The sequence below is a fragment of the Pseudomonas sp. SL4(2022) genome (assembly GCF_026625725.1).
GTDB lineage: Bacteria > Pseudomonadota > Gammaproteobacteria > Pseudomonadales > Pseudomonadaceae > Aquipseudomonas.
The window spans coordinates 3,093,585-3,112,445 of the sequence record NZ_CP113060.1 but is presented as its reverse complement, the minus strand read 5'-3'; the positions used below and the strand labels follow the sequence as shown (position 1 = coordinate 3,112,445).

Genomic DNA, 18,861 nt, shown 5'->3' with positions numbered 1-18,861 from the left:
CAGATGGACATACAGGGGTTGGAGAAACAGGAAGCACTCAGGCTTTAGCCAGAGTCAGTGGGGCTTTGGCCTTGCGCGAACGCTTCGACTTTTCAGCGACTTGCGACTCGGCGATCAACTCGGCCCCGTACAGATCGTTAAGGAAGTTGGCATGCAACTCGCCGGCGGCACCGTCGTAATGAATACGCCCCGCCTTCAACGCCACGGCGCGCTGGCAGTAGCGCATGGCGTAATCAACCTGATGCAGGGTGACCACCACCGTAGTGCCGTCTTCACGGTTGATGTCGGCCAGAATCTGCATGACCTTGCGCGCGGACTCAGGGTCCAGCGAGGCAATCGGCTCATCGGCCAGAATTACCTTGGCGCGCTGACACAGAGCGCGGGCAATCGCTACACGCTGCTGCTGACCACCGGACAAGGTTGAGGCGCGCTGCTGCGCCAGGTCAGCCAGCCCAACGCGGGCCAGCGCCTGCAGCGCACGCTGTTTCTCTTCGGCATTGAACAAACCGAAACTGCCGCGCCAGCGCGGCATACGCCCTAAACAGCCGAGCAGCACGTTCTGCAGCACGCTGAGGCGGCCGACCAGATTGAACTGCTGGAAGATGTAGCCAATATCGGCGCGCAAACGACGGACTTCGCCATTCAGCCGGCCGGCGGCCTGTACCTCACGCCCCAACACTTGGATGCTGCCGCCACCTGTACGGTCGCAACAGGCCAGGCCGGCAACATGACGCAGCAAGGTCGACTTACCAGAACCCGAGGCTCCGATCAGCGCCACCATTTCACCGGGCTCGACGGACAGCGCCAGATCGAACAGCGCCTGCTTGCGACCGAACGTCTTATTCAGGTTTTCAACCCGGATCACCGCGCTCATCGAATGCCTCCTTTTTATTAGCGTTTACACCGCGACCGTAAGCCGCTTTCTGGTGTAGACCAAGGTAGGCAAATCCTGTGTCAGAGCGATTAATGAGCCGTGACACTTGAGTGACCATTGCTTGAAGCTTTTCCTGCAAAAAAATTAGCGTGTGTTTTTTTGCAGGGTGCAGCGCATTTCTGATAGCCGGTGCTGGCAAAACGCCTTTACTCGACGCAAAATTACGGCACGTTATTGACGCCAAAATAACGACTCATAGACTGATAAGTCACTTCGCGATTCAAATGGCTTTCTGGCTGAACGGTTAGTGCTAAAGATGGTCAAACCGGTGACAATCCTATAGCCCATTGCCAGTATCGCTTTCCTGAACTAACCGGTTTAATGTACGCGCCCTATGAAACCAGCACTCTATTCCAGCCGTACCGCTGACAAGTTCGTAGTTCGTCTGCCTGATGGCATGCGCGAACGTATTGCGGATGTCGCACGTAACCATCACCGCAGCATGAATTCGGAGATCATTGCTCGCCTTGAGCAGAGCATGCTCCAGGAAAGCACACTGGGTGACGAACTCAACATGCGCCTGGACAGCCCCGAGCTGTCGCTGCATGAACGCGAGTTGCTGCAACGTTTCCGCCAGCTGTCGCGGCGCCAGCAAAATGCCCTGGTGGCATTGATTGCTCACGACGCAGAGATGGCCAACGAAGAAGACGCCTGATGCGCTGTACAGTAAAAAACCGGCTTAGGCCGGTTTTTTACTGCAACTAAAACGGCATTCGCCCTATTCCGGCTGTGGTACACCTCAGAGAGGTCACACCCAGGACGGCAAGCCAATAAAAAACCGCCTCTAGGGCGGTTTTTTATTGGCTATTCCTATCAACCGACAAAGCTGAGTAATACCCCTGCGGCCACCGCAGCAGCCTATTGGTACCGCCACCAACAGCCTTGAACCCTTCGATGTCGTCGTTGACTTGCACCACATAGGACCTGCCAACCACTTCAACGGTGTAGACCTCAGGCTTGCCGGCCTCACGAGCGGGCACTTCCTTGCCTGCCGGCACCGGCTCGAGCACCGCCGGATTACCACGGTTTTACAGAAATTCCAGGCCGATCTGCGGGAACAGGGCGTAGGTCAGAACATCGTCGATTTCATCGGCAGCAAGCTTGATGCCCCTCTCTTTGGCAATACCTTCGAGCTCAGCAGCCAGCTTTTCCATTCCGGTATCAAGCATATAGGCTGGTAACAGCTTCAGCGCCATCGAACAGCCTGGCCAACGGTGACGAAGACTGCACAACTGGCGTCGGCACAGCAAACTGCGCAATAACCCACGACATCACGCGGGTCATCAACACCAACAGCACTAAGAAGAGAAACACAAAACTCATACCGAATAGCATGAGCTCGACACCCTCGAACAGGAGTTCACTGAGAGTGATATGGGCTCCATTATCAGCATCGAATGATGCTGATTTAATTATTAGAAAAGGGGCGCTCTGGAAACCATAGTCGAACAAAGGTGACGAGCCTTAGCCTGATATGGGCGCGTGAAGCAAACCTGCCTGGCTGGATGGAACATTGCTATCAAGAATGCACCACTCCAGCCAGTGATCGAATCAGAGCAGAAACAAACTGGCCAGCCCCAGGAAGATAAAGAAGCCGCCGCTGTCGGTGACCGCCGTGATCATCACACTGGCACCCATGGCCGGATCCCGCCCCATACGTACCAGCGTCATGGGAATCAGCACCCCCATCAACGCCGCCAACAACAGGTTGAGGGTCATCGCAGCAGTCATCACCACCCCCAGCGACCAGCTGTCATACAACAGAAATGCCACAACACCGATCACCCCACCCCAGATCAAGCCGTTGATCAGCCCCACACCCAGCTCCTTGCGAATCAGACGTCCGGTATTGCCAGTACTGACCTGATCCAGCGCCATGGCGCGAACGATCATGGTGATGGTCTGGTTACCGGAGTTACCGCCAATGCCCGCAACAATCGGCATCAGCGCCGCCAGCGCCACCAGTTTCTCAATAGAGCCTTCAAACAGACCAATCACCCGCGACGCCATAAAGGCTGTAACCAGGTTGATGGCCAGCCAGGCCCAGCGGTTGCGTAGGGATTTCCACACCGAGGCGAAAATGTCTTCCTCCTCGCGCAGACCGGCCATGTTGAGGACTTCGCTTTCGCTTTCCTCACGAATCAGGTCGACCATCTCGTCAATGGTCAGACGGCCGATCAACTTGCCGTTCTTGTCCACCACGGGAGAGGAAATCAGGTCATAGCGTTCGAATGCCTGCGCCGCATCATAGGCGTCTTCGTCTGGATGGAAACTCACCGGATCAGTGGCCATGACTTCACTGACCAGCTTGTCCGGATCATTGACCAGCAGTCGCTTGACCGGCAGCACACCCTTGAGCACCCCGTCGTAATCAACTACGAACAGCTTGTCGGTATGCCCCGGCAGCTCCTTGAGACGACGCAGGTAGCGCAGCACCACTTCCAGGCTGACATCCTCCCGGATGGTGACCATCTCGAAGTCCATTAGTGCGCCGACCTGATCGTCATCGTAGGACAGCGCCGAACGCACACGCTCACGCTGCTGGGCGTCGAGGGTTTCCATCAGCTCATGGACAACATCACGCGGCAGCTCGGAGGCCAGGTCAGCCAGCTCGTCGGCGTCCATTTCCTTGGCCGCCGCGAGAATTTCATGGTCATCCATGTCGGCGAGCAGGGTTTCGCGCACCGCATCGGACACTTCAAGAAGAATGTCGCCGTCGCGCTCAACCTTGACCAACTGCCAGACAGTCAGGCGATCGCCCAAGGGCAAGGCTTCGAGAATATGAGCAACGTCAGCGGAGTGCAGCTCATCAAGCTTGCGCTGCAATTCGGCGAGATTTTGCCGGTGCACCAGGTTTTCCACCCGGTCGTGGTGTAAGCCTTCCTGACGATGAGTCAGGTCTTCCACCACTTTGTGGCGATGCAACAGTTCGACCACCTGAGCCAGGCGGACCTGCAGACTTTCTTGCGGTTTTTTTGCTTCTACTTCAGTCATGGCATGCTCCACCCCCAGCGGCAGCGCACGCCACAGAGGGTCAATCAGTCAACACGTGATTGCACAATCGAGATTCAGAGTAACTACTGGGTAAGTCCATGGTGGTTTTCCACAAGCCCCGGCGGGGCTGACACGCAAATGATACCACCGCCAAAGCGCTTTGCATGTGACAAAAACAATCCTAGAACAAGCGCTTGCAAGACAAACTTGAGTACGCGTGTACATATCTGTAGCTGCGACGAGCCGCACATTGCACAAGGCACGCCTGGCGATCACAAAGGTATCGGCTACCCTTCTGAACTGAACCGTCATGGAGGACGTACGATGCGAGGACTGCATTACGCAGCTTGCTGCGCCATTCTGCTTTGCCCATTGAGCACGCTCGGCTCAACTGTATACCGCTGCGAAGATGCCAAGGGGCATATCACTTTCACCCGCCAGGGTTGCCCTGCTAGCCACCAGCAAAGCCTGCAGCAGGCTTATAACCCCACACCCGGCAGCGGCAAACCGGTACCACTGGCCAAACCACAAAAAAGCAACCACAACAGCAAGAAGACCGATAAGCAGGAGCTGGCGGTGGTCGGCGTCAAGGAGGACGCTTGCGGCAACCAACTAAGCAGCAGTGAGCGCCGCGCCGCGATCATCAAACAGCAGATCCGCACGGGCATGAGTCGCGCCGATGTGGAAAGCAGCCTGGGCAGACCCGACAAGGTCAACGAACACAACGGTCAGACGCGTTATATCTATCAGGGCAAGAAAGGGAACAAGCGCAATGTCAGTTTCGATGAAGCCGGCTGCGTCAAAGGCAAAACCAAACGCTGAAGCCTGCAGAGCACATGGCCGGAAAACACACTCATCACCGCGTCACACAACCTGACAAATAGCCCGGTAAAAACCTGGGCAATAAAAAAGGGCCTGCATCACTGCAGGCCCTTCTTGTGTGGCGGACTCAGGAGGATTCGAACCTCCGACCGCTCGGTTCGTAGCCGAGTACTCTATCCAGCTGAGCTATGAGTCCAGTTGGCGTTTTTTATACCAGATCACCACTGGTTGCCCGAATCATCCGCAGTGCAGATGTTTCGTATATGGCGGACTCAGGAGGATTCGAACCTCCGACCGCTCGGTTCGTAGCCGAGTACTCTATCCAGCTGAGCTATGAGTCCGTAGAGCGTGCGCATTATAAGGAGTCGATTTTCATAATCAAGCATTAAATCGAATAGTTTCAATAACTTATCGCTTTAACGCAACACCACCTACAACACTAAATATGGCGGAGAAGGGGGGATTCGAACCCCCGACACCCTTTTGAGGTGTACTCCCTTAGCAGGGGAGCGCCTTCGGCCACTCGGCCACCTCTCCGCAACACGGGGCGCATGATAACCATGTTTTCCCCGTTTGCAAAGCCAAAATTTCAATAAAATTAGTGGCTTGGTTCCTCACCCTTCTCTTTCTGGATGCGCTGGTAAATTTCCTCACGGTGCACAGCGACTTCTTTAGGCGCGTTAACGCCTATGCGCACCTGATTACCTTTAACGCCCAACACGGTGACAGTGACTTCGTCACCCACCATCAGGGTCTCTCCGACCCGGCGAGTCAGAATCAGCATTCCTTTCTCCTTACGGATATCAGTTCAATACAGCAGCAGTCTGCAAAAAAGAAAATGGTGGCAGCCCCGAATATCTCAAGCAGAGCCTTCACCCAAGTATTGACCAGTGTGAGCAGAAAGAAAGTTCCTGCTCATGCCAACCAAAAAGACAAAAGGCGCGGGATAAACCGCGCCTTTCGGATAATGCCTCAGTCGCCCTGACGGGCCGGGGCATCCAGTTCAAAAGCAGTGTGCAGGGCGCGCACCGCCAACTCCAGATATTTCTCCTCGATTACCACGGAGACTTTGATTTCCGAGGTCGAGATCATCTGGATATTGATATTTTCCTTGGCCAGCGCTTCGAACATGCGGCTGGCGACGCCGGCGTGGGAACGCATGCCGACACCCACAATGGACACCTTGGCGATCTTGGTGTCGCCAATCACTTCGCGCGCACCCAGTTCGCGAGCGGTGTTTTCCAACACTTCGAACGCCGCGGTGTAGTCATTGCGGTGTACGGTGAAGGTGAAATCGGTGGTGTTATCGTGCGAAACGTTCTGCACGATCATGTCGACTTCGATGTTCGCGGCACTGATCGGGCCGAGGATCTTGAACGCCACGCCCGGGATGTCCGGTACGCCACGGACAGTCAGCTTGGCTTCGTCGCGGTTAAAAGCGATGCCGGAGATAATCGGCTGTTCCATGGATGCCTCTTCATCAAGGGTAATGAGGGTGCCCGGCCCCTCTTGGAAGCTGTGCAGCACGCGCAGCGGGACGTTGTACTTGCCGGCGAATTCCACCGAACGAATCTGCAGCACCTTGGAGCCGAGGCTGGCCATTTCCAGCATCTCTTCAAAGGTGATCTTTTCCAGGCGCTGAGCCTGCGGTACCACACGCGGGTCGGTGGTGTACACACCGTCCACATCGGTATAAATCTGGCACTCATCGGCCTTCAGCGCAGCAGCCAGCGCCACACCGGTGGTGTCTGAACCACCACGACCCAGCGTGGTGATATTGCCGTGCTCGTCGACACCCTGGAAACCGGCGACCACCACCACACGACCGGCCTTGAGGTCGGCACGCAGTTTCTGGTCATCGATCTGCAGGATGCGCGCCTTGTTGTGCGCACTATCGGTCAGGATGCGCACCTGGTTGCCGGTATAGGACACCGCCGGCACGCCAATCTTGATCAGCGCCATGGCCAGCAGGGCAATCGTCACCTGCTCGCCGGTAGAGACCATCACGTCAAGTTCACGCGGTACCGGCTGACCATCACTGACCTGTTTGGCCAGATCGATCAGGCGATTGGTTTCACCGCTCATGGCGGAAACCACAACCACAATATCATCGCCGTTTTCGCGGAATTTCTTCACCTTCGCGGCCACCTGCTGAATACGCTCAACAGTGCCGACGGAGGTGCCGCCAAATTTCTGTACGATCAAAGCCATTTCAAAGCCGCCTCAGCCCGTGAAGGGCGCCCATTAAACAGATAACTCAAAACCCTGCCAAGGCCCGCCGGGCGTATGCCGGACCTTGCTCTGTACACTCAAGCAATCCGCTACTTACAGACCTTGCTCAGCAAAAGTAACAGCCAGCGCCAACGCACCATCCAGTGCAGCCGCATCGACACCACCGCCTTGAGCCATGTCCGGACGACCGCCGCCCTTGCCGCCGACAGCAGCAGCAGCCTGCTTCATCAGCTCGCCGGCCTTCAGCTTGGCGGTCAGATCCTGCGTTACACCAGCCACCAGCACGACCTTATCCTCCTGCACGCCGCCGAGCAGGATCACCGCGCTGCCGAGCTTGTTCTTCAGCTGATCGACCATCGCCAGCAGCGCCTTGCCGTCAAGGCCGTCGATACGCGCAGTCAGCACCTTGATGCCTTTGACGTCGACAGCCGAACCCGCCAGGTCATTACCCGCCGCGCTGGCGGCCTTGGCCTTGAGCTGCTCCAGTTCTTTCTCCAGCTGACGGTTGCGCTCCAGCACACCGGCGAGCTTGTCCAGCAGGTTGTCACGGCTGCCCTTAACCAGCGCCGCCGCTTCTTTCAGCTGTTCTTCCGCACCATTGAGGTAGGCAAAAGCGGCTGCGCCGGTGACCGCTTCAATTCGGCGCACGCCAGCCGCCACACCGCTTTCGCTGATGATTTTGAACACGCCGATATCGCCTGTGCGCTTGGCGTGGGTACCGCCGCAGAGTTCAACGGAGAAGTCGCCGCCCATGCTCAGCACGCGCACCTGATCACCGTACTTCTCACCGAACAGCGCCATGGCCCCCTTGGCCTTGGCCGTTTCGATGTCGGTCTCCAGGGTTTCAACTTCGCTGTTGCCGCGCACTTCACGGTTGACGATGCTCTCCAGTTCTTTCAGCTGCGCTGGAGTGATCGCCTCAAAGTGGCTGAAGTCAAAACGCAGACGCTGGCTGTCGACCAGCGAGCCCTTCTGGGTCACGTGCTCACCGAGCACCTGACGCAGGGCCGCGTGCAGCAAGTGAGTCGCAGAGTGATTGAGCGCAGTGGCCTGACGCACGCTGGCGTCGACTTCGGCCTTGACCGAGGTGCCGACACTCAAGCCGCCTTTGAGCGCAACCCCGTGGTGCAGGAACGCGCCGCCAGCCTTGGTGGTATCGCGCACATCGAAACGCACGCCTGCACCTTCAAGAAAGCCGCAGTCACCGACCTGACCACCGGATTCGGCATAGAACGGCGTCTGATCGAGGACCACAACGCCCTCCTCGCCCTCACTCAGACTGTCGACGGCCTGACCGGCCTTGAACAGCGCAATGATCTTGCCGCTGCCACTGGTGCCCTGGTAACCAAGGAACGCGGTGTCGCTATCAACCTTGACCAGGCTGTTGTAGTCCATGCCGAAGGCGCTGGCAGAGCGGGCGCGCTTGCGCTGCTCTTCCATTTCGCGCTCGAAGCCTTCTTCATCCAGGGTCAACTCACGCTCACGGGCGATGTCGCCGGTGAGGTCCATCGGGAAGCCGAAGGTGTCGTACAACTTGAAGATCACTTCACCCGGAATCACCGTGCCTTTCAACTCGGCCAAGTCTTGTTCAAGAATCTTCAAGCCCTGCTCCAGGGTCTTGGCGAACTGCTCTTCTTCGGTTTTCAGCACGCGCTCGATATGCGCCTGCTGCTGTTTCAGCTCAGGGAAGGCATCGCCCATCTCGGCCACCAGCGCGGCAACGATCTGATAGAAGAAGCTGCCCTTGGCGCCCAGTTTGTTACCGTGACGGCAGGCGCGACGGATAATACGGCGCAGCACGTAGCCACGCCCCTCATTGGACGGCGTCACGCCATCCGCGATCAGGAAGCCGCACGAGCGGATATGGTCAGCGACCACTTTCAGCGACGCCTGGCCTTCGTTGGCGCAACCGATGGCCTTGGCCGCCGCGTTCAGCAGGCTCTGGAACAGGTCAATCTCGTAGTTCGAATTGACGTGTTGCAGCACGGCGCTGATGCGCTCCAGGCCCATGCCGGTGTCCACGCTCGGTGCCGGCAGCGGGTGCAGCACGCCATCGGCAGTACGGTTGAACTGCATGAACACGTTGTTCCAGATTTCGATGTAGCGATCACCGTCCTCTTCCGGGCTGCCGGGTGGACCGCCCCAGATGTGATCGCCGTGATCGAAGAAAATCTCGGTGCACGGGCCGCACGGGCCTGTGTCGCCCATGGTCCAGAAGTTGTCGGACGCGTACGGCGCACCTTTGTTGTCGCCGATGCGGATCATGCGCTCGACCGGAACGCCGATTTCCTTGTTCCAGATATCAAAGGCTTCATCGTCGGTGGCGTAGACGGTGACCCAGAGTTTTTCCTTGGGCAGGTTCAGCCAGTTTTCGCCAGTGAGGAACTCCCAGGCGAAGTGAATGGCGTCGCGCTTGAAATAGTCGCCAAAGCTGAAGTTGCCGAGCATTTCGAAGAAGGTGTGGTGACGTGCGGTGTAACCGACGTTTTCCAGGTCGTTGTGCTTGCCGCCGGCACGCACGCACTTCTGGCTGGTGGCGGCGCGGGTGTAGGCGCGCTTTTCCAGGCCGAGGAAGCAATCCTTGAACTGGTTCATCCCTGCGTTGGTGAACAGCAGGGTCGGGTCATTGCCCGGAATCAGGGAGCTGGAGGCGACACGGGTGTGTCCCTTCTGTTCGAAGAAGCTGAGGAAGGCTTCACGGATTTCTGCGCTTTTCATAGGAATCTTCCAAAAACCAGCGGCCACGACAAAGCCGGCAAAGGGCCGCATTATATCGGGCCTGCGCTAGGGGGCTAGTGCCTTTATTGATAGAGGGCGACTATTCATCGCCCCAAGACAATCAATTCCGGCGAAATTCGGCGAAGGCTGCGACCACCTGATCGATATCCGCCGCAGCAATATCCAGGTGAGTGACCATGCGCAGCCGTGGTGCGGCGGTGAGTTTGATCCCGCGCGCGGCGCAGAAGGCCTTCAGCGCGCCAGCCTGCTCGCCGACCTGGGCGTAGACCATATTGGTCTGCACCGGCTCCACTGCATAACCCAGCTCGCGCAAGCCGGCAGCCAATCGCTCGGCGTTGGCGTGATCCTCGGCCAGGCGCGCCACCTGATGTTGCAAGGCATACAAACCGGCGGCTGCGAGCATACCGGCCTGACGCATACCACCGCCGACCATCTTGCGCAGCCGTCGCGCCTTGCCGATCAGCTCGGCTGAGCCGCACAGCACAGAGCCAATCGGCGCGCCGAGACCTTTGGACAAGCACACCGACACTGAATCGAAGTACTGCGTGATGTCACGCGCTGGCACGCCCAACTTGACCGCCGCGTTGTACAACCGCGCGCCATCCAGGTGCAGGGCCAGCCCGCGCCGTTTGGTCAGCTCGCGCGCCGCCTGCAGATAGGCCTGCGGCAGCACCTTGCCCTGCATGGTGTTTTCCAGTGCCAGCAGGCGGGTACGGGCGAAGTGGAAGTCATCCTGCTTGATGGCGGCTTCGACCTTGGCCAAATCCAACGAGCCATCCGCTTCGCCGTCAATCGGCTGCGGCTGGATCGAACCGAGCACCGCCGCGCCGCCACCTTCGTACTTATAGGTATGCGCCTGCTGGCCGACGATGTATTCGTCACCGCGCGCGCAATGGGCCATCAATCCGAGCAAATTACTCATGGTGCCAGTGGGCACGAACAGCGCCGCCTCGAAGCCCAGCTCAGCCGCCAGATAATGCTCCAGGTGATTGACCGTAGGGTCTTCGCCATACACGTCATCGCCCAGCGCGGCGGCTTGCATGGCCTCGCGCATACCTGGAGTCGGCTGGGTGACGGTGTCGCTGCGCAGGTCGATAACGGGCATGGCGGGCAGTCCTTAAATGAGGCTAAAGCCCGATGCTAAAGCGCGCCCACAAGGCAAACAAGGTACAGATCAGGCGATAAACCGCAGGACAGATTACGAGCCAGCCGAGTTAACTCAGGCCAACTGCACGTCTTCGGCGGGAACGATCAGGATGCCGGCGCGCAGTCCGTTCTTGACCTTGGGGTTGGGGAAGATGATGCGTGCACCCGGCTCATCTACCACCCAGCGGGTATCGGCCAGATCCTCGGCCAGCAAGTAGCCCTGCGGCAGTTCGCTGAAGTTCTCGATGTCGGCCGGCAAGTGCAGTTTGAAGGCGTCGCTGTGCTTGATCACTTCGCGCGCTACGGCAAATAACTTCAGCTCGCCCAGATCATCAGTGACACCTTCGGGCTCGCGGCCTTCGATCAGGGCCCGCAGATGCTGTTCAAGCAGATCGAGGTTAACCAACTCGTTCTGCCCAAACGGCCGCGCCTTACCCAGTTCCAGGGTGAAGGCTTCCGCCCCAAGCTGGGTATAGGTGTAGGCGCTGAAGGTAATCGAGCTTTTATTGTGCAACAGCACCGCCTCAATCCCGGCAGCGCTCAGGCGCGCCAGTTCGCGCTGACTGCGTGGGCGGCCTTCCTGAAACGGGTAGAGGGCGAACTGCTCGATTTTTGACCCGCGAATCGCCGTGTGCAGGTCGTAATGCAGACGGGTGCGCTCCGGCTTGCTGAAGAAGGCTGCAGCCATATGTTCCAGATCGCAAGCACGCAACGCTTCAGCACCGGTGTGCTGATCGTGGCGGCCGTTGAACAGGCGGTTGATGTCCTGCTCGATATAGCGCTCACCGCTGCGCATGGCGGCGGGGTTACCGAACAGAAAGAGAATCCGCGCGCGAGGCTTCAACTGGCTGCGGGCAATGCCTTGCAGCAGGCGGTCAAGCAATTCAATCGGCGCGGTTTCATTGCCATGGAGACCGGCAGACAGCAGCAGATCCAGGCCATTGTCGCTGGCCACCGGCGGCGTTATTTCCAACGCGCCTTCGGCCAGCCAACGCAAACGCGTGCCCTCGGGGGTCAGCTGAATCTTCGCTGCCGGTTCGTGGCCAGCCAGGGTCAGTTCAAGCAGTTTACCGAGGGCAAGCATGGGCGTTTCCTCTGAACGTGTTTACGACCTCGCGAGCTAGAGCCATACAAGGCAAGATCAGGCGAAGAAGCGAAGTTTACGAGCTGTAAATGAGCATTCCGAGCCTGCTTTTAACGCAGCAGGGCTGACGCGCAGCAGACCGTAAACAGGTTCTCAGTGGTTGCAGTCTGGGCCATGCACGTGGCCGTCTTCGTCAGTCAGATCAGCCGCTTCCATTTCCAGCTCCAGGCTGACCAGATTGGTGGCCAACGGACGCAGCAGCAGGTTGGCGTACTCGGTGTCGCCCTCCTCCACGTCCACACCAATCATCAGTTGGCCATTACCGACCTGCTGAATCCAGATTTCCTTACCCTGCCAGACCACGGCAAACCGTGTGCAGGAAGTTTCCAGCTGGGTGCCGTCAGTGTCCTCGAGTATCAGTTGCAGGGCGTCGCTCATAAAATCTCCACAATGTTTTACGTAGGGTGGATGTCGCTTTTACATCCACCGGTGGATCGATAAGACGTGATCCACCCTACTCAAGCTAATTGGAATGGATAAACCGCGCCCAGTTTAAGGATCTGCGTCAGTTCGTCCAAGGCCGCGCGGCATTCGTTAAGCAATTGTGGGTCAGCCAGATCGTTTTCGCTCAAGCGATCACGGTAGTGCTTGTCGACCCAGACGTTGAGGCTGTCGTGCAGCGTCGGGGTCATGATCACACCCTGATTGACCGCCGCCAGTTCGTGCTCCTTGAGCGCCACGCGCAGGCGCAGGCAAGCCGGGCCACCGCCGTTCTGCATGCTCTGCTTGAGGTCGAAGACCTTGACCTCGCGAATCGGCCCATTACCGCTGGTCAGTTGCTCCAGGTAGCGCCAAACATTGCCGTTGTTGCGGCACTCTTCCGGCACGATCAGCAGCATGCCGCCCTCGGCGCGGTTGAGCAGCTGGCTGTTGAACAGGTAGGACTTGACCGCATCCTCCACTGTCACCGCATCACGCGGCACGCACACCGCCTGGAAGTTGCCGCCACGGCGGGCGAGCTTATCGCTCAGCTCAGCCAGCACCTTGTCGGTGTCGAGGAAGGCGTCCTGGTGATAGAACAGCACCTCGCCATTGCCCACGGCGATCACGTCGTTGTGGAACACGCCCTGATCAATCACCGCTGGCGTTTGCTGGGCGTAGACCACACCGTCATCGTTCAGGCCATGCAGACGGGCCACCGCCTGCGAGGCTTCCAGGGTCTGCCGCGCCGGGTAACGCTGCGGTGCCGGGAAGCGACTGTCGAAGGCACTGCGGCCAAAGACGAAGAACTCCACACCGGCATCGCCGTAGCCTTTGCAGAAGCGTGTGTGGTTGGCCGCGCCTTCATCGCCGAACTGAGCGACAGCCGGCAATGCGGCGTGGTGAGCAAAGTGCTGCTCATTGGCGAACATCGCGCTGAGCACCCGACTGGTGGTCGGGTGCTCGATCGAGCGGTGGAATTTGCAATTGAGGTTGGCGGCGGTGAAATGCACGCGACCATCGGCCGTATCCGCACTCGGGCTGACAGTGCAGGCGTTGGCCGTCCACATGCTCGACGCCGAGCAGCTGGCCACCAGCAGTGGCATGGCGTCTTTCGCGGCGTTCTGGATCACCTGCGCGTCGGTGCCGGTAAAACCCAGGCTGCGCAGCACGGCGATATTCGGACGCTCCTGCGGGGCCAGTACACCCTGCTTGAAGCCCATTTCCATCAGGGCCTTCATCTTGGCCAGGCCCTGCTTGGCGGCTTCTTTCGGATTGGACGCGGCCTGGCTGTTGCTCTGCGAGGCGACGTTGCCGTAGGACAGCCCGCCGTAGTTGTGAGTCGGCCCGACCAGTCCGTCGAAATTCACTTCATATGAGTTGCTCACAGACTTACTCCGGGTGTCAGGGTGGCGGGCAGGCTCAGGCTGTCGGATTCCAGCGAGGCCACCGGGTAGGCACAATAGTCGGCTGCGTAATAGGCACTGGCGCGGTGGTTGCCAGAAGCCCCCACACCGCCGAAGGGCGCGGTGCTGGCGGCACCGGTCAGCTGCTTATTCCAGTTGACGATACCGGCACGACTGTGCAGCCAGAACTCTTCGTAGCGCGCCTTGGAGTCGGACAACAGGCCAGCGGCCAGACCGTACTGGGTGTTGTTGGCCTCAACGATGGCCGCATCGAAATCGGCGTAGCGAATCACCTGCAACAACGGGCCAAAGAACTCTTCATCCGGACGATTGGCGACCTCGGTCACATCGATAATCCCAGGCGTGAGCAGGGCGGCACCGGCCAACGGCTGAGTCATTTCCAACAGTGGATTGGCGCCCTGAGCCAGCAAGTGCTGCTGCGCCTTGAGCAGGTGCTGTGCGGCGGCCAGGGAAATCACCGCGCCCATAAAGGGCGCAGGCTGAGCATCGAAGCTACCGACCTTGATACTGGCGGCAACCTCCACCAGGCGCTCCAGCAGGCTATCGCCCCACGCGCCTTGCGGCACCAGCAGGCGGCGTGCGCAGGTGCAGCGCTGGCCGGCGGAAATAAACGCCGATTGGATAATGGTGTACACCGCCGCATTGAGGTCAGCAACCTGATCCACCAGCAGCGGGTTATTGCCGCCCATTTCCAGGGCGAGGATCTTGTCCGGGCGACCGGCGAACTGGTTATGCAGCAGGTTGCCGGTGCGGCTGGAGCCGGTGAAGAACAAGCCGTCGATACCGTCATGCGCGGCCAGCGCCACGCCAGTTTCGCGCGCACCCTGCACCAGGTTGAGCACGCCCGCCGGCAGACCGGCTTCGATCCAGCACTTGACGGTCAGCTCGGCGACTTTCGGCGTCAGCTCGCTGGGTTTGAACACCACGCAATTACCTGCCAGCAGCGCCGGCACGATATGCCCGTTAGGCAGGTGACCCGGGAAGTTGTAAGGGCCGAAGACTGCGACCACGCCATGCGGCTTGTGCCGTAGCACAGCAGTGGCATCAGCCAGCGGGCCGCTCTTCTCACCGGTACGTTCGCGGTAGCTCTGAATCGAGATGGCAACCTTGTTGACCATGCTGGTGACTTCGGTGGCGGTTTCCCACAGCGGTTTGCCGGTTTCCTCGCCAATGCAGTGGCCAAGCGCCTCAGCATGCTGTTTGAGGGTGGCAGCAAACTGTTCGAGCACAACGATACGCTCATCCAGCGAGCGCGTAGCCCAGACCGGGAAGGCCGCGCGGGCAGCCTGCACGGCTGCATCCACCTGTTCTGACGTGGCAGCGCGTCCATGCCAGATGACTTCCTGGCTGACCGGATTGAGTGATTCCAGGGCTTCACCCTGACCCGCGATCCAACCACCGGCGATGTAATGAGTGCTCATCTTGTTTTATCACTCCCAGCAAGGTGTAGACCCGGCCTGCACCGGATCAGCAAATAGAGACAGCGGCGCCAAGGTCTAACCGCGAGCGGTAACCGCAACCGCACGTACCTGATCGCCCGCCGACAGCTGCAAGCGCTTGGCAGTCGGGGCATCGACCACCAGGGTGCCGGCGGCCAAACGCGCTGACGCTGCGGTAATCCGGCAGTCGTCGCGCTTGCGGTTGTGGATCAGGAATTGCGGGGCATCGTCGCCCGGGGTGCCAATCGCCAGGACCAGCACCTGGCTGTCCTGCACCGCGCGAATCTTCGCGGTTTCGGCTTCGATGGCCGGGCCGGCATCGAAGATATCGACATAGCCCTGGTAGCTGAAACCTTCGCCCTTGAGCATCGCCAGCGCCGGCTCGGTATCCGGGTGCACACGGCCGATGATGTTGCGCGCATCCTCCGAGAGGAAGCAGGTGTAGAGCGGAAACTTGGGCATCAGCTCGGCGATGAAGGCCTTATTACCGACCCCAGTGAGGTAGTCAGCCTGGCTGAATTCCATCTTGAAGAAGTGTCGCCCCAGGCTTTCCCAGAACGGTGAACGGCCCTGCTCATCGGACATGCCGCGCATCTCGGCAATCACCTTGTCGCCGAACAGCTCACGGAATTCGGCGATAAACAGAAAGCGCGCCTTGGACAGCAAGCGACCATTCAGGCCGCTGCGCTGGTCGCTGCGCAGAAACAGCGAGCACAGCTCGGAGTTGCCGGTCAGGTCGTTGGCCAGGAACAGAGTGGGGATCTGCCGATGGATATTCAGCTCCTGCGAAGCGCTGACGGTCAGGCCAACCCGGTAGTTGTACCAGGGCTCACGCAGGCCCACGGCACCCGCGACGGCCGAGATACCCACCACTTCGCCGTTATCGTCTTCGAGCACGAACAGGTAATCGGCATCGGCCCGCGCGGCTTCGCCACGGAAGGTTTTCTCGGCCCAGCCCACGCGGTGCGCCAGGCGTTCCTCGTTGGCCGGTAAGGTGGTCAGGCCTGCGCCAGTACTGCGCGCCAGTTGCAACAGGGCCGGCAGATCAGTGCTGCGGACGGGACGAACGATCATGCGCTAACTCCTTAAACCGCAACCAGGCGTACGCTGACGCCATCGCCGACACCCAGGGCTTCGGCAACCGCCACACTGAGGGCCACTGGCTTACCCGGCACCCAATCCAGCTCCACCACCACCGCGCGAAAGTCCTGCAACTGGCCATTACAGACCAGGTACGGCCGCCCGCCTTTGATGGGCTCGTCTTTGTCGGCCGACAAACGCACAGGCACCACACGGCTTTGAGCAATCGAGCGAATACCCGAGGTGCGCGCGTGCAGGGTCGGGCCGCCGTCGAAAATATCGATGTAGTGGTCAGTTTCAAAGCCTTCGCGCATGAGGATGTCGAAGCTGATCTGCGCCCGCGGATGCACCTGACCCATGGCTTCCTGCGCCTCATCCGGCAGCAGCGGCACGTAGATCGGATAATGCGGCATCAACTCGGCCAGGAAGGTGCGGCTCTTCAACCCACACAGCCGTTCGGCCTCGGTGTAGTTCATGTCGAAGAAGTTGCGCCCCACCGCATCCCAGAACGGCGAATCGCCGGCCTCGTCGCTGTAACCCACGATCTCCACCACCAGCGCATCGGCAAAGCGCTCTGGGTGATTGGCGAGAAACAACAAACGGCCACGGGAATTGAGTTCCGACCAGGCGGTGTTCACCAAGGGCCGCTCGACGTAGAAACTGGTCAACAGGCTGTTGCCGGTCAGGTCGTGGCACAGCGAAAGCACGTGGATCTTGTTATGGATCTTCAGCTCGCGGGAGTTGTGCACAAAGGTTTCGTTACGGAAGCTGTAGAACGGCTCGGAGTAGCCGGCCGAGGCGACGATGCCGGAGCAACCTACCAGGCGACCGCTCTCAGTGTCCTCAAGAACGAAGAAGTAGCTTTCTTCACCGTTGAAGCTGACTTCGGCGGCAAACGAAGCCTCCGAGGCAGCAATTTTTTCACGCAGACGATCAGCGTCGTCCGGCAGTGAAGTCACACCAACCGGGCTGTCCGCGGCGAGACGCTGCACTTCAGTGAGGTCGGCCATTTGCGCGGGGCGCATCACCAGCATGGTGCCACTCCTTTTGATAAAAGCTCCAAGCAGCCCAAGCAGGGCGGCCTAGAGAAAACCGCAACAAACGCCGCGGCACACACAGAGACAGGCTTCCTTACTGTTAGCTCAACCCGTCCGTGGGTCGAGCAGGCGCGGCCTGAAACGCCGTAAACGGCAGGCCAGGCCGGCAATCAGGCTTGGACCAGCTTGGCGACAGCACGCTCAAAACGCGCCAGGCCCTCATCGATATCGGCATCTTCCACCACCAGGCTCGGAGCGAAACGCACCACGTCCGGGCTGGCCTGCAGCACCATCACGCCTTCCACGGCCGCCGCGTCGAGAATTACCTTGGCCTTGCCTTTCCAGGCATCGGAGAGCACCGCACCGATCAGCAGACCGAGACCGCGTACTTCGCTGAACACGCCATACTGCTGGCCAATCTGCTCCAGCTTGGTTTTGAAACGCAGGTGCTTGGCCTTCACCCCGTTGAGTACCTGCGGAGTGTTGATGGTGTCGATCACCGCCTCGCCGACCGCACAGGCCAGCGGATTACCGCCGTAGGTGGTGCCGTGAGTGCCAACGGCCAAGTGTTTGGCCAGTGCTTCGGTGGTCAGCATCGCGCCAATCGGGAAACCACCGCCCAAGCTCTTGGCGCTGGAAAGGATGTCCGGGGTCACGCCGTAATGCTGATAGGCGAACAACGCACCACTGCGACCCATGCCGCTCTGCACTTCGTCAAACACCAGCAGCGCATTGTGCTGATCGCACAACTCGCGAGCCGCTTGCAGGTAAGCCAGATCCGCCGGCAGCACACCGCCTTCACCCTGAATCGGCTCCAGCACCACGGCGCAGGTTTTGTCCGATACAGCCGCTTTCAGCGCGTCGATATCGTTATACGGAATGTGGCTGATGCCCTGAATCTTCGGGCCGAAACCATCGGAATACTTCGGCTGACCGCCGACGCTCACGGTAAACAGGGTGCGCCCGTGGAAGCTGTTGGTCGCGGCGATGATTTCGCACTTGTCTTCGCCGAACTTATCGAACGCCACGCGACGGGCCAGCTTGAACGCGGCCTCGTTGGCTTCGGCGCCGGAGTTACAGAAGAACACGCGCTCGGCGAAGGTGGCGTCGATTAGCTTCTTGGCCAGGCGCAGGGCCGGCTCGTTGGTGAACACGTTGGATACATGCCAGAGGTTGCCCGCCTGCTCGGTGAGCGCCTTGACCAGCGCCGGATGAGCGTGACCCAGCACGTTGACGGCAATACCGCCGGCAAAGTCGATCAGCTCACGACCGCTTTGATCCCATACGCGCGAACCGGCGCCACGTACTGGAATAAAGGCAGCGGGTGCGTAGTTGGGCACCATCACCTGGTCGAAATCGGCGCGTTGTACCGGGTGACGATTCACCGGGTCGTGCTGAACGGACATCTGAGCTCTCCTGACGAGGAACACCTGCATTCAATAGCAGG

General features: G+C 59.4%; 16 protein-coding genes, 3 tRNA genes and 1 pseudogene. 2 read left to right on the top strand and 18 right to left on the bottom strand.

Annotated features, from left to right (window positions below; translation table 11 throughout):
• Positions 1–37: 37 nt before the first annotated feature.
• Complete coding sequence (gene phnC, locus OU997_RS14685; protein ID WP_267807261.1) at positions 38–874, bottom strand: phosphonate ABC transporter ATP-binding protein; 837 nt, start codon at positions 872–874, stop codon at positions 38–40.
• Between the two features lie 394 nt (positions 875–1,268).
• On the opposite strand from phnC, the gene OU997_RS14680 reads away from it, so the two are divergent.
• Positions 1,269–1,589, top strand: a complete 321-nt coding sequence (locus tag OU997_RS14680; protein ID WP_108488106.1) for an Arc family DNA-binding protein — start codon at positions 1,269–1,271, stop codon at positions 1,587–1,589.
• A gap of 214 nt (positions 1,590–1,803) precedes the next feature.
• Here OU997_RS14680 and OU997_RS14675 read toward each other — a convergent pair.
• The 3 genes and pseudogenes from OU997_RS14675 to mgtE all read right to left on the bottom strand — a co-directional run.
• A pseudogene (locus OU997_RS14675) lies at positions 1,804–2,091 on the bottom strand (oxaloacetate decarboxylase); the annotation flags it as partial.
• Between the two features lie 4 nt (positions 2,092–2,095).
• Positions 2,096–2,308, bottom strand: coding sequence for an OadG family transporter subunit (locus OU997_RS21055; RefSeq protein WP_420713278.1), 213 nt, complete (start codon positions 2,306–2,308; stop codon positions 2,096–2,098).
• A gap of 177 nt (positions 2,309–2,485) precedes the next feature.
• On the bottom strand, positions 2,486–3,928 hold the full coding sequence (mgtE, locus tag OU997_RS14665; RefSeq protein ID WP_108488108.1) for a magnesium transporter: 1,443 nt from the start codon (positions 3,926–3,928) through the stop codon (positions 2,486–2,488).
• A 324-nt stretch (positions 3,929–4,252) separates the two neighbouring features.
• Between mgtE and OU997_RS14660 the strand changes: the two genes are divergently transcribed.
• Positions 4,253–4,750, top strand: coding sequence for a DUF4124 domain-containing protein (locus OU997_RS14660; RefSeq protein ID WP_267807260.1), 498 nt, complete (start codon positions 4,253–4,255; stop codon positions 4,748–4,750).
• Between the two features lie 119 nt (positions 4,751–4,869).
• Here the strand turns inward: OU997_RS14660 and OU997_RS14655 are convergent.
• The 14 genes from OU997_RS14655 to OU997_RS14590 form a co-directional block, all read right to left on the bottom strand.
• Positions 4,870–4,946 (bottom strand) — tRNA-Arg (locus OU997_RS14655).
• A gap of 68 nt (positions 4,947–5,014) precedes the next feature.
• Positions 5,015–5,091, bottom strand: a tRNA-Arg gene (locus tag OU997_RS14650).
• 105 nt (positions 5,092–5,196) lie between these two features.
• Positions 5,197–5,287 (bottom strand) — tRNA-Ser (locus tag OU997_RS14645).
• A 61-nt stretch (positions 5,288–5,348) separates the two neighbouring features.
• A complete protein-coding gene (csrA, locus tag OU997_RS14640; protein ID WP_025165378.1) occupies positions 5,349–5,534 on the bottom strand; it encodes a carbon storage regulator CsrA in 186 nt (61 codons plus the stop codon).
• 188 nt (positions 5,535–5,722) lie between these two features.
• The gene (locus OU997_RS14635; RefSeq protein WP_108488110.1) at positions 5,723–6,961 is read right to left on the bottom strand and encodes an aspartate kinase; all 1,239 of its coding nucleotides are present in this window, start codon (positions 6,959–6,961) and stop codon (positions 5,723–5,725) included.
• Between the two features lie 114 nt (positions 6,962–7,075).
• On the bottom strand, positions 7,076–9,700 hold the full coding sequence (alaS, locus tag OU997_RS14630; RefSeq protein ID WP_267807256.1) for an alanine--tRNA ligase: 2,625 nt from the start codon (positions 9,698–9,700) through the stop codon (positions 7,076–7,078).
• Between the two features lie 121 nt (positions 9,701–9,821).
• Positions 9,822–10,826, bottom strand: coding sequence for a low-specificity L-threonine aldolase (ltaE, locus tag OU997_RS14625; protein WP_267807254.1), 1,005 nt, complete (start codon positions 10,824–10,826; stop codon positions 9,822–9,824).
• A 114-nt stretch (positions 10,827–10,940) separates the two neighbouring features.
• A complete protein-coding gene (gene astE, locus OU997_RS14620; protein ID WP_108488113.1) occupies positions 10,941–11,951 on the bottom strand; it encodes a succinylglutamate desuccinylase in 1,011 nt (336 codons plus the stop codon).
• A gap of 153 nt (positions 11,952–12,104) precedes the next feature.
• Positions 12,105–12,389, bottom strand: a complete 285-nt coding sequence (locus OU997_RS14615; protein ID WP_108488114.1) for a topoisomerase II — start codon at positions 12,387–12,389, stop codon at positions 12,105–12,107.
• Positions 12,390–12,469: 80 nt separating this feature from the next.
• Positions 12,470–13,819 carry an N-succinylarginine dihydrolase gene (gene astB / locus OU997_RS14610; RefSeq protein ID WP_267807252.1) on the bottom strand — a complete coding sequence of 450 codons (1,350 nt, stop codon included), beginning with the start codon at positions 13,817–13,819 and terminating at the stop codon, positions 12,470–12,472.
• A complete protein-coding gene (astD, locus tag OU997_RS14605; RefSeq protein WP_267807250.1) occupies positions 13,816–15,279 on the bottom strand; it encodes a succinylglutamate-semialdehyde dehydrogenase in 1,464 nt (487 codons plus the stop codon). Before astD ends, astB begins: the two co-directional genes overlap by 4 nt.
• 75 nt (positions 15,280–15,354) lie before the next feature.
• Positions 15,355–16,371, bottom strand: coding sequence for an arginine N-succinyltransferase (astA, locus tag OU997_RS14600; RefSeq protein WP_108488117.1), 1,017 nt, complete (start codon positions 16,369–16,371; stop codon positions 15,355–15,357).
• 11 nt (positions 16,372–16,382) lie between these two features.
• The gene (aruF, locus tag OU997_RS14595; RefSeq protein WP_108488118.1) at positions 16,383–17,411 is read right to left on the bottom strand and encodes an arginine/ornithine succinyltransferase subunit alpha; all 1,029 of its coding nucleotides are present in this window, start codon (positions 17,409–17,411) and stop codon (positions 16,383–16,385) included.
• A 173-nt stretch (positions 17,412–17,584) separates the two neighbouring features.
• The gene (locus OU997_RS14590; protein WP_267807249.1) at positions 17,585–18,820 is read right to left on the bottom strand and encodes an aspartate aminotransferase family protein; all 1,236 of its coding nucleotides are present in this window, start codon (positions 18,818–18,820) and stop codon (positions 17,585–17,587) included.
• Between the last annotated feature and the right edge of the window lie 41 nt (positions 18,821–18,861).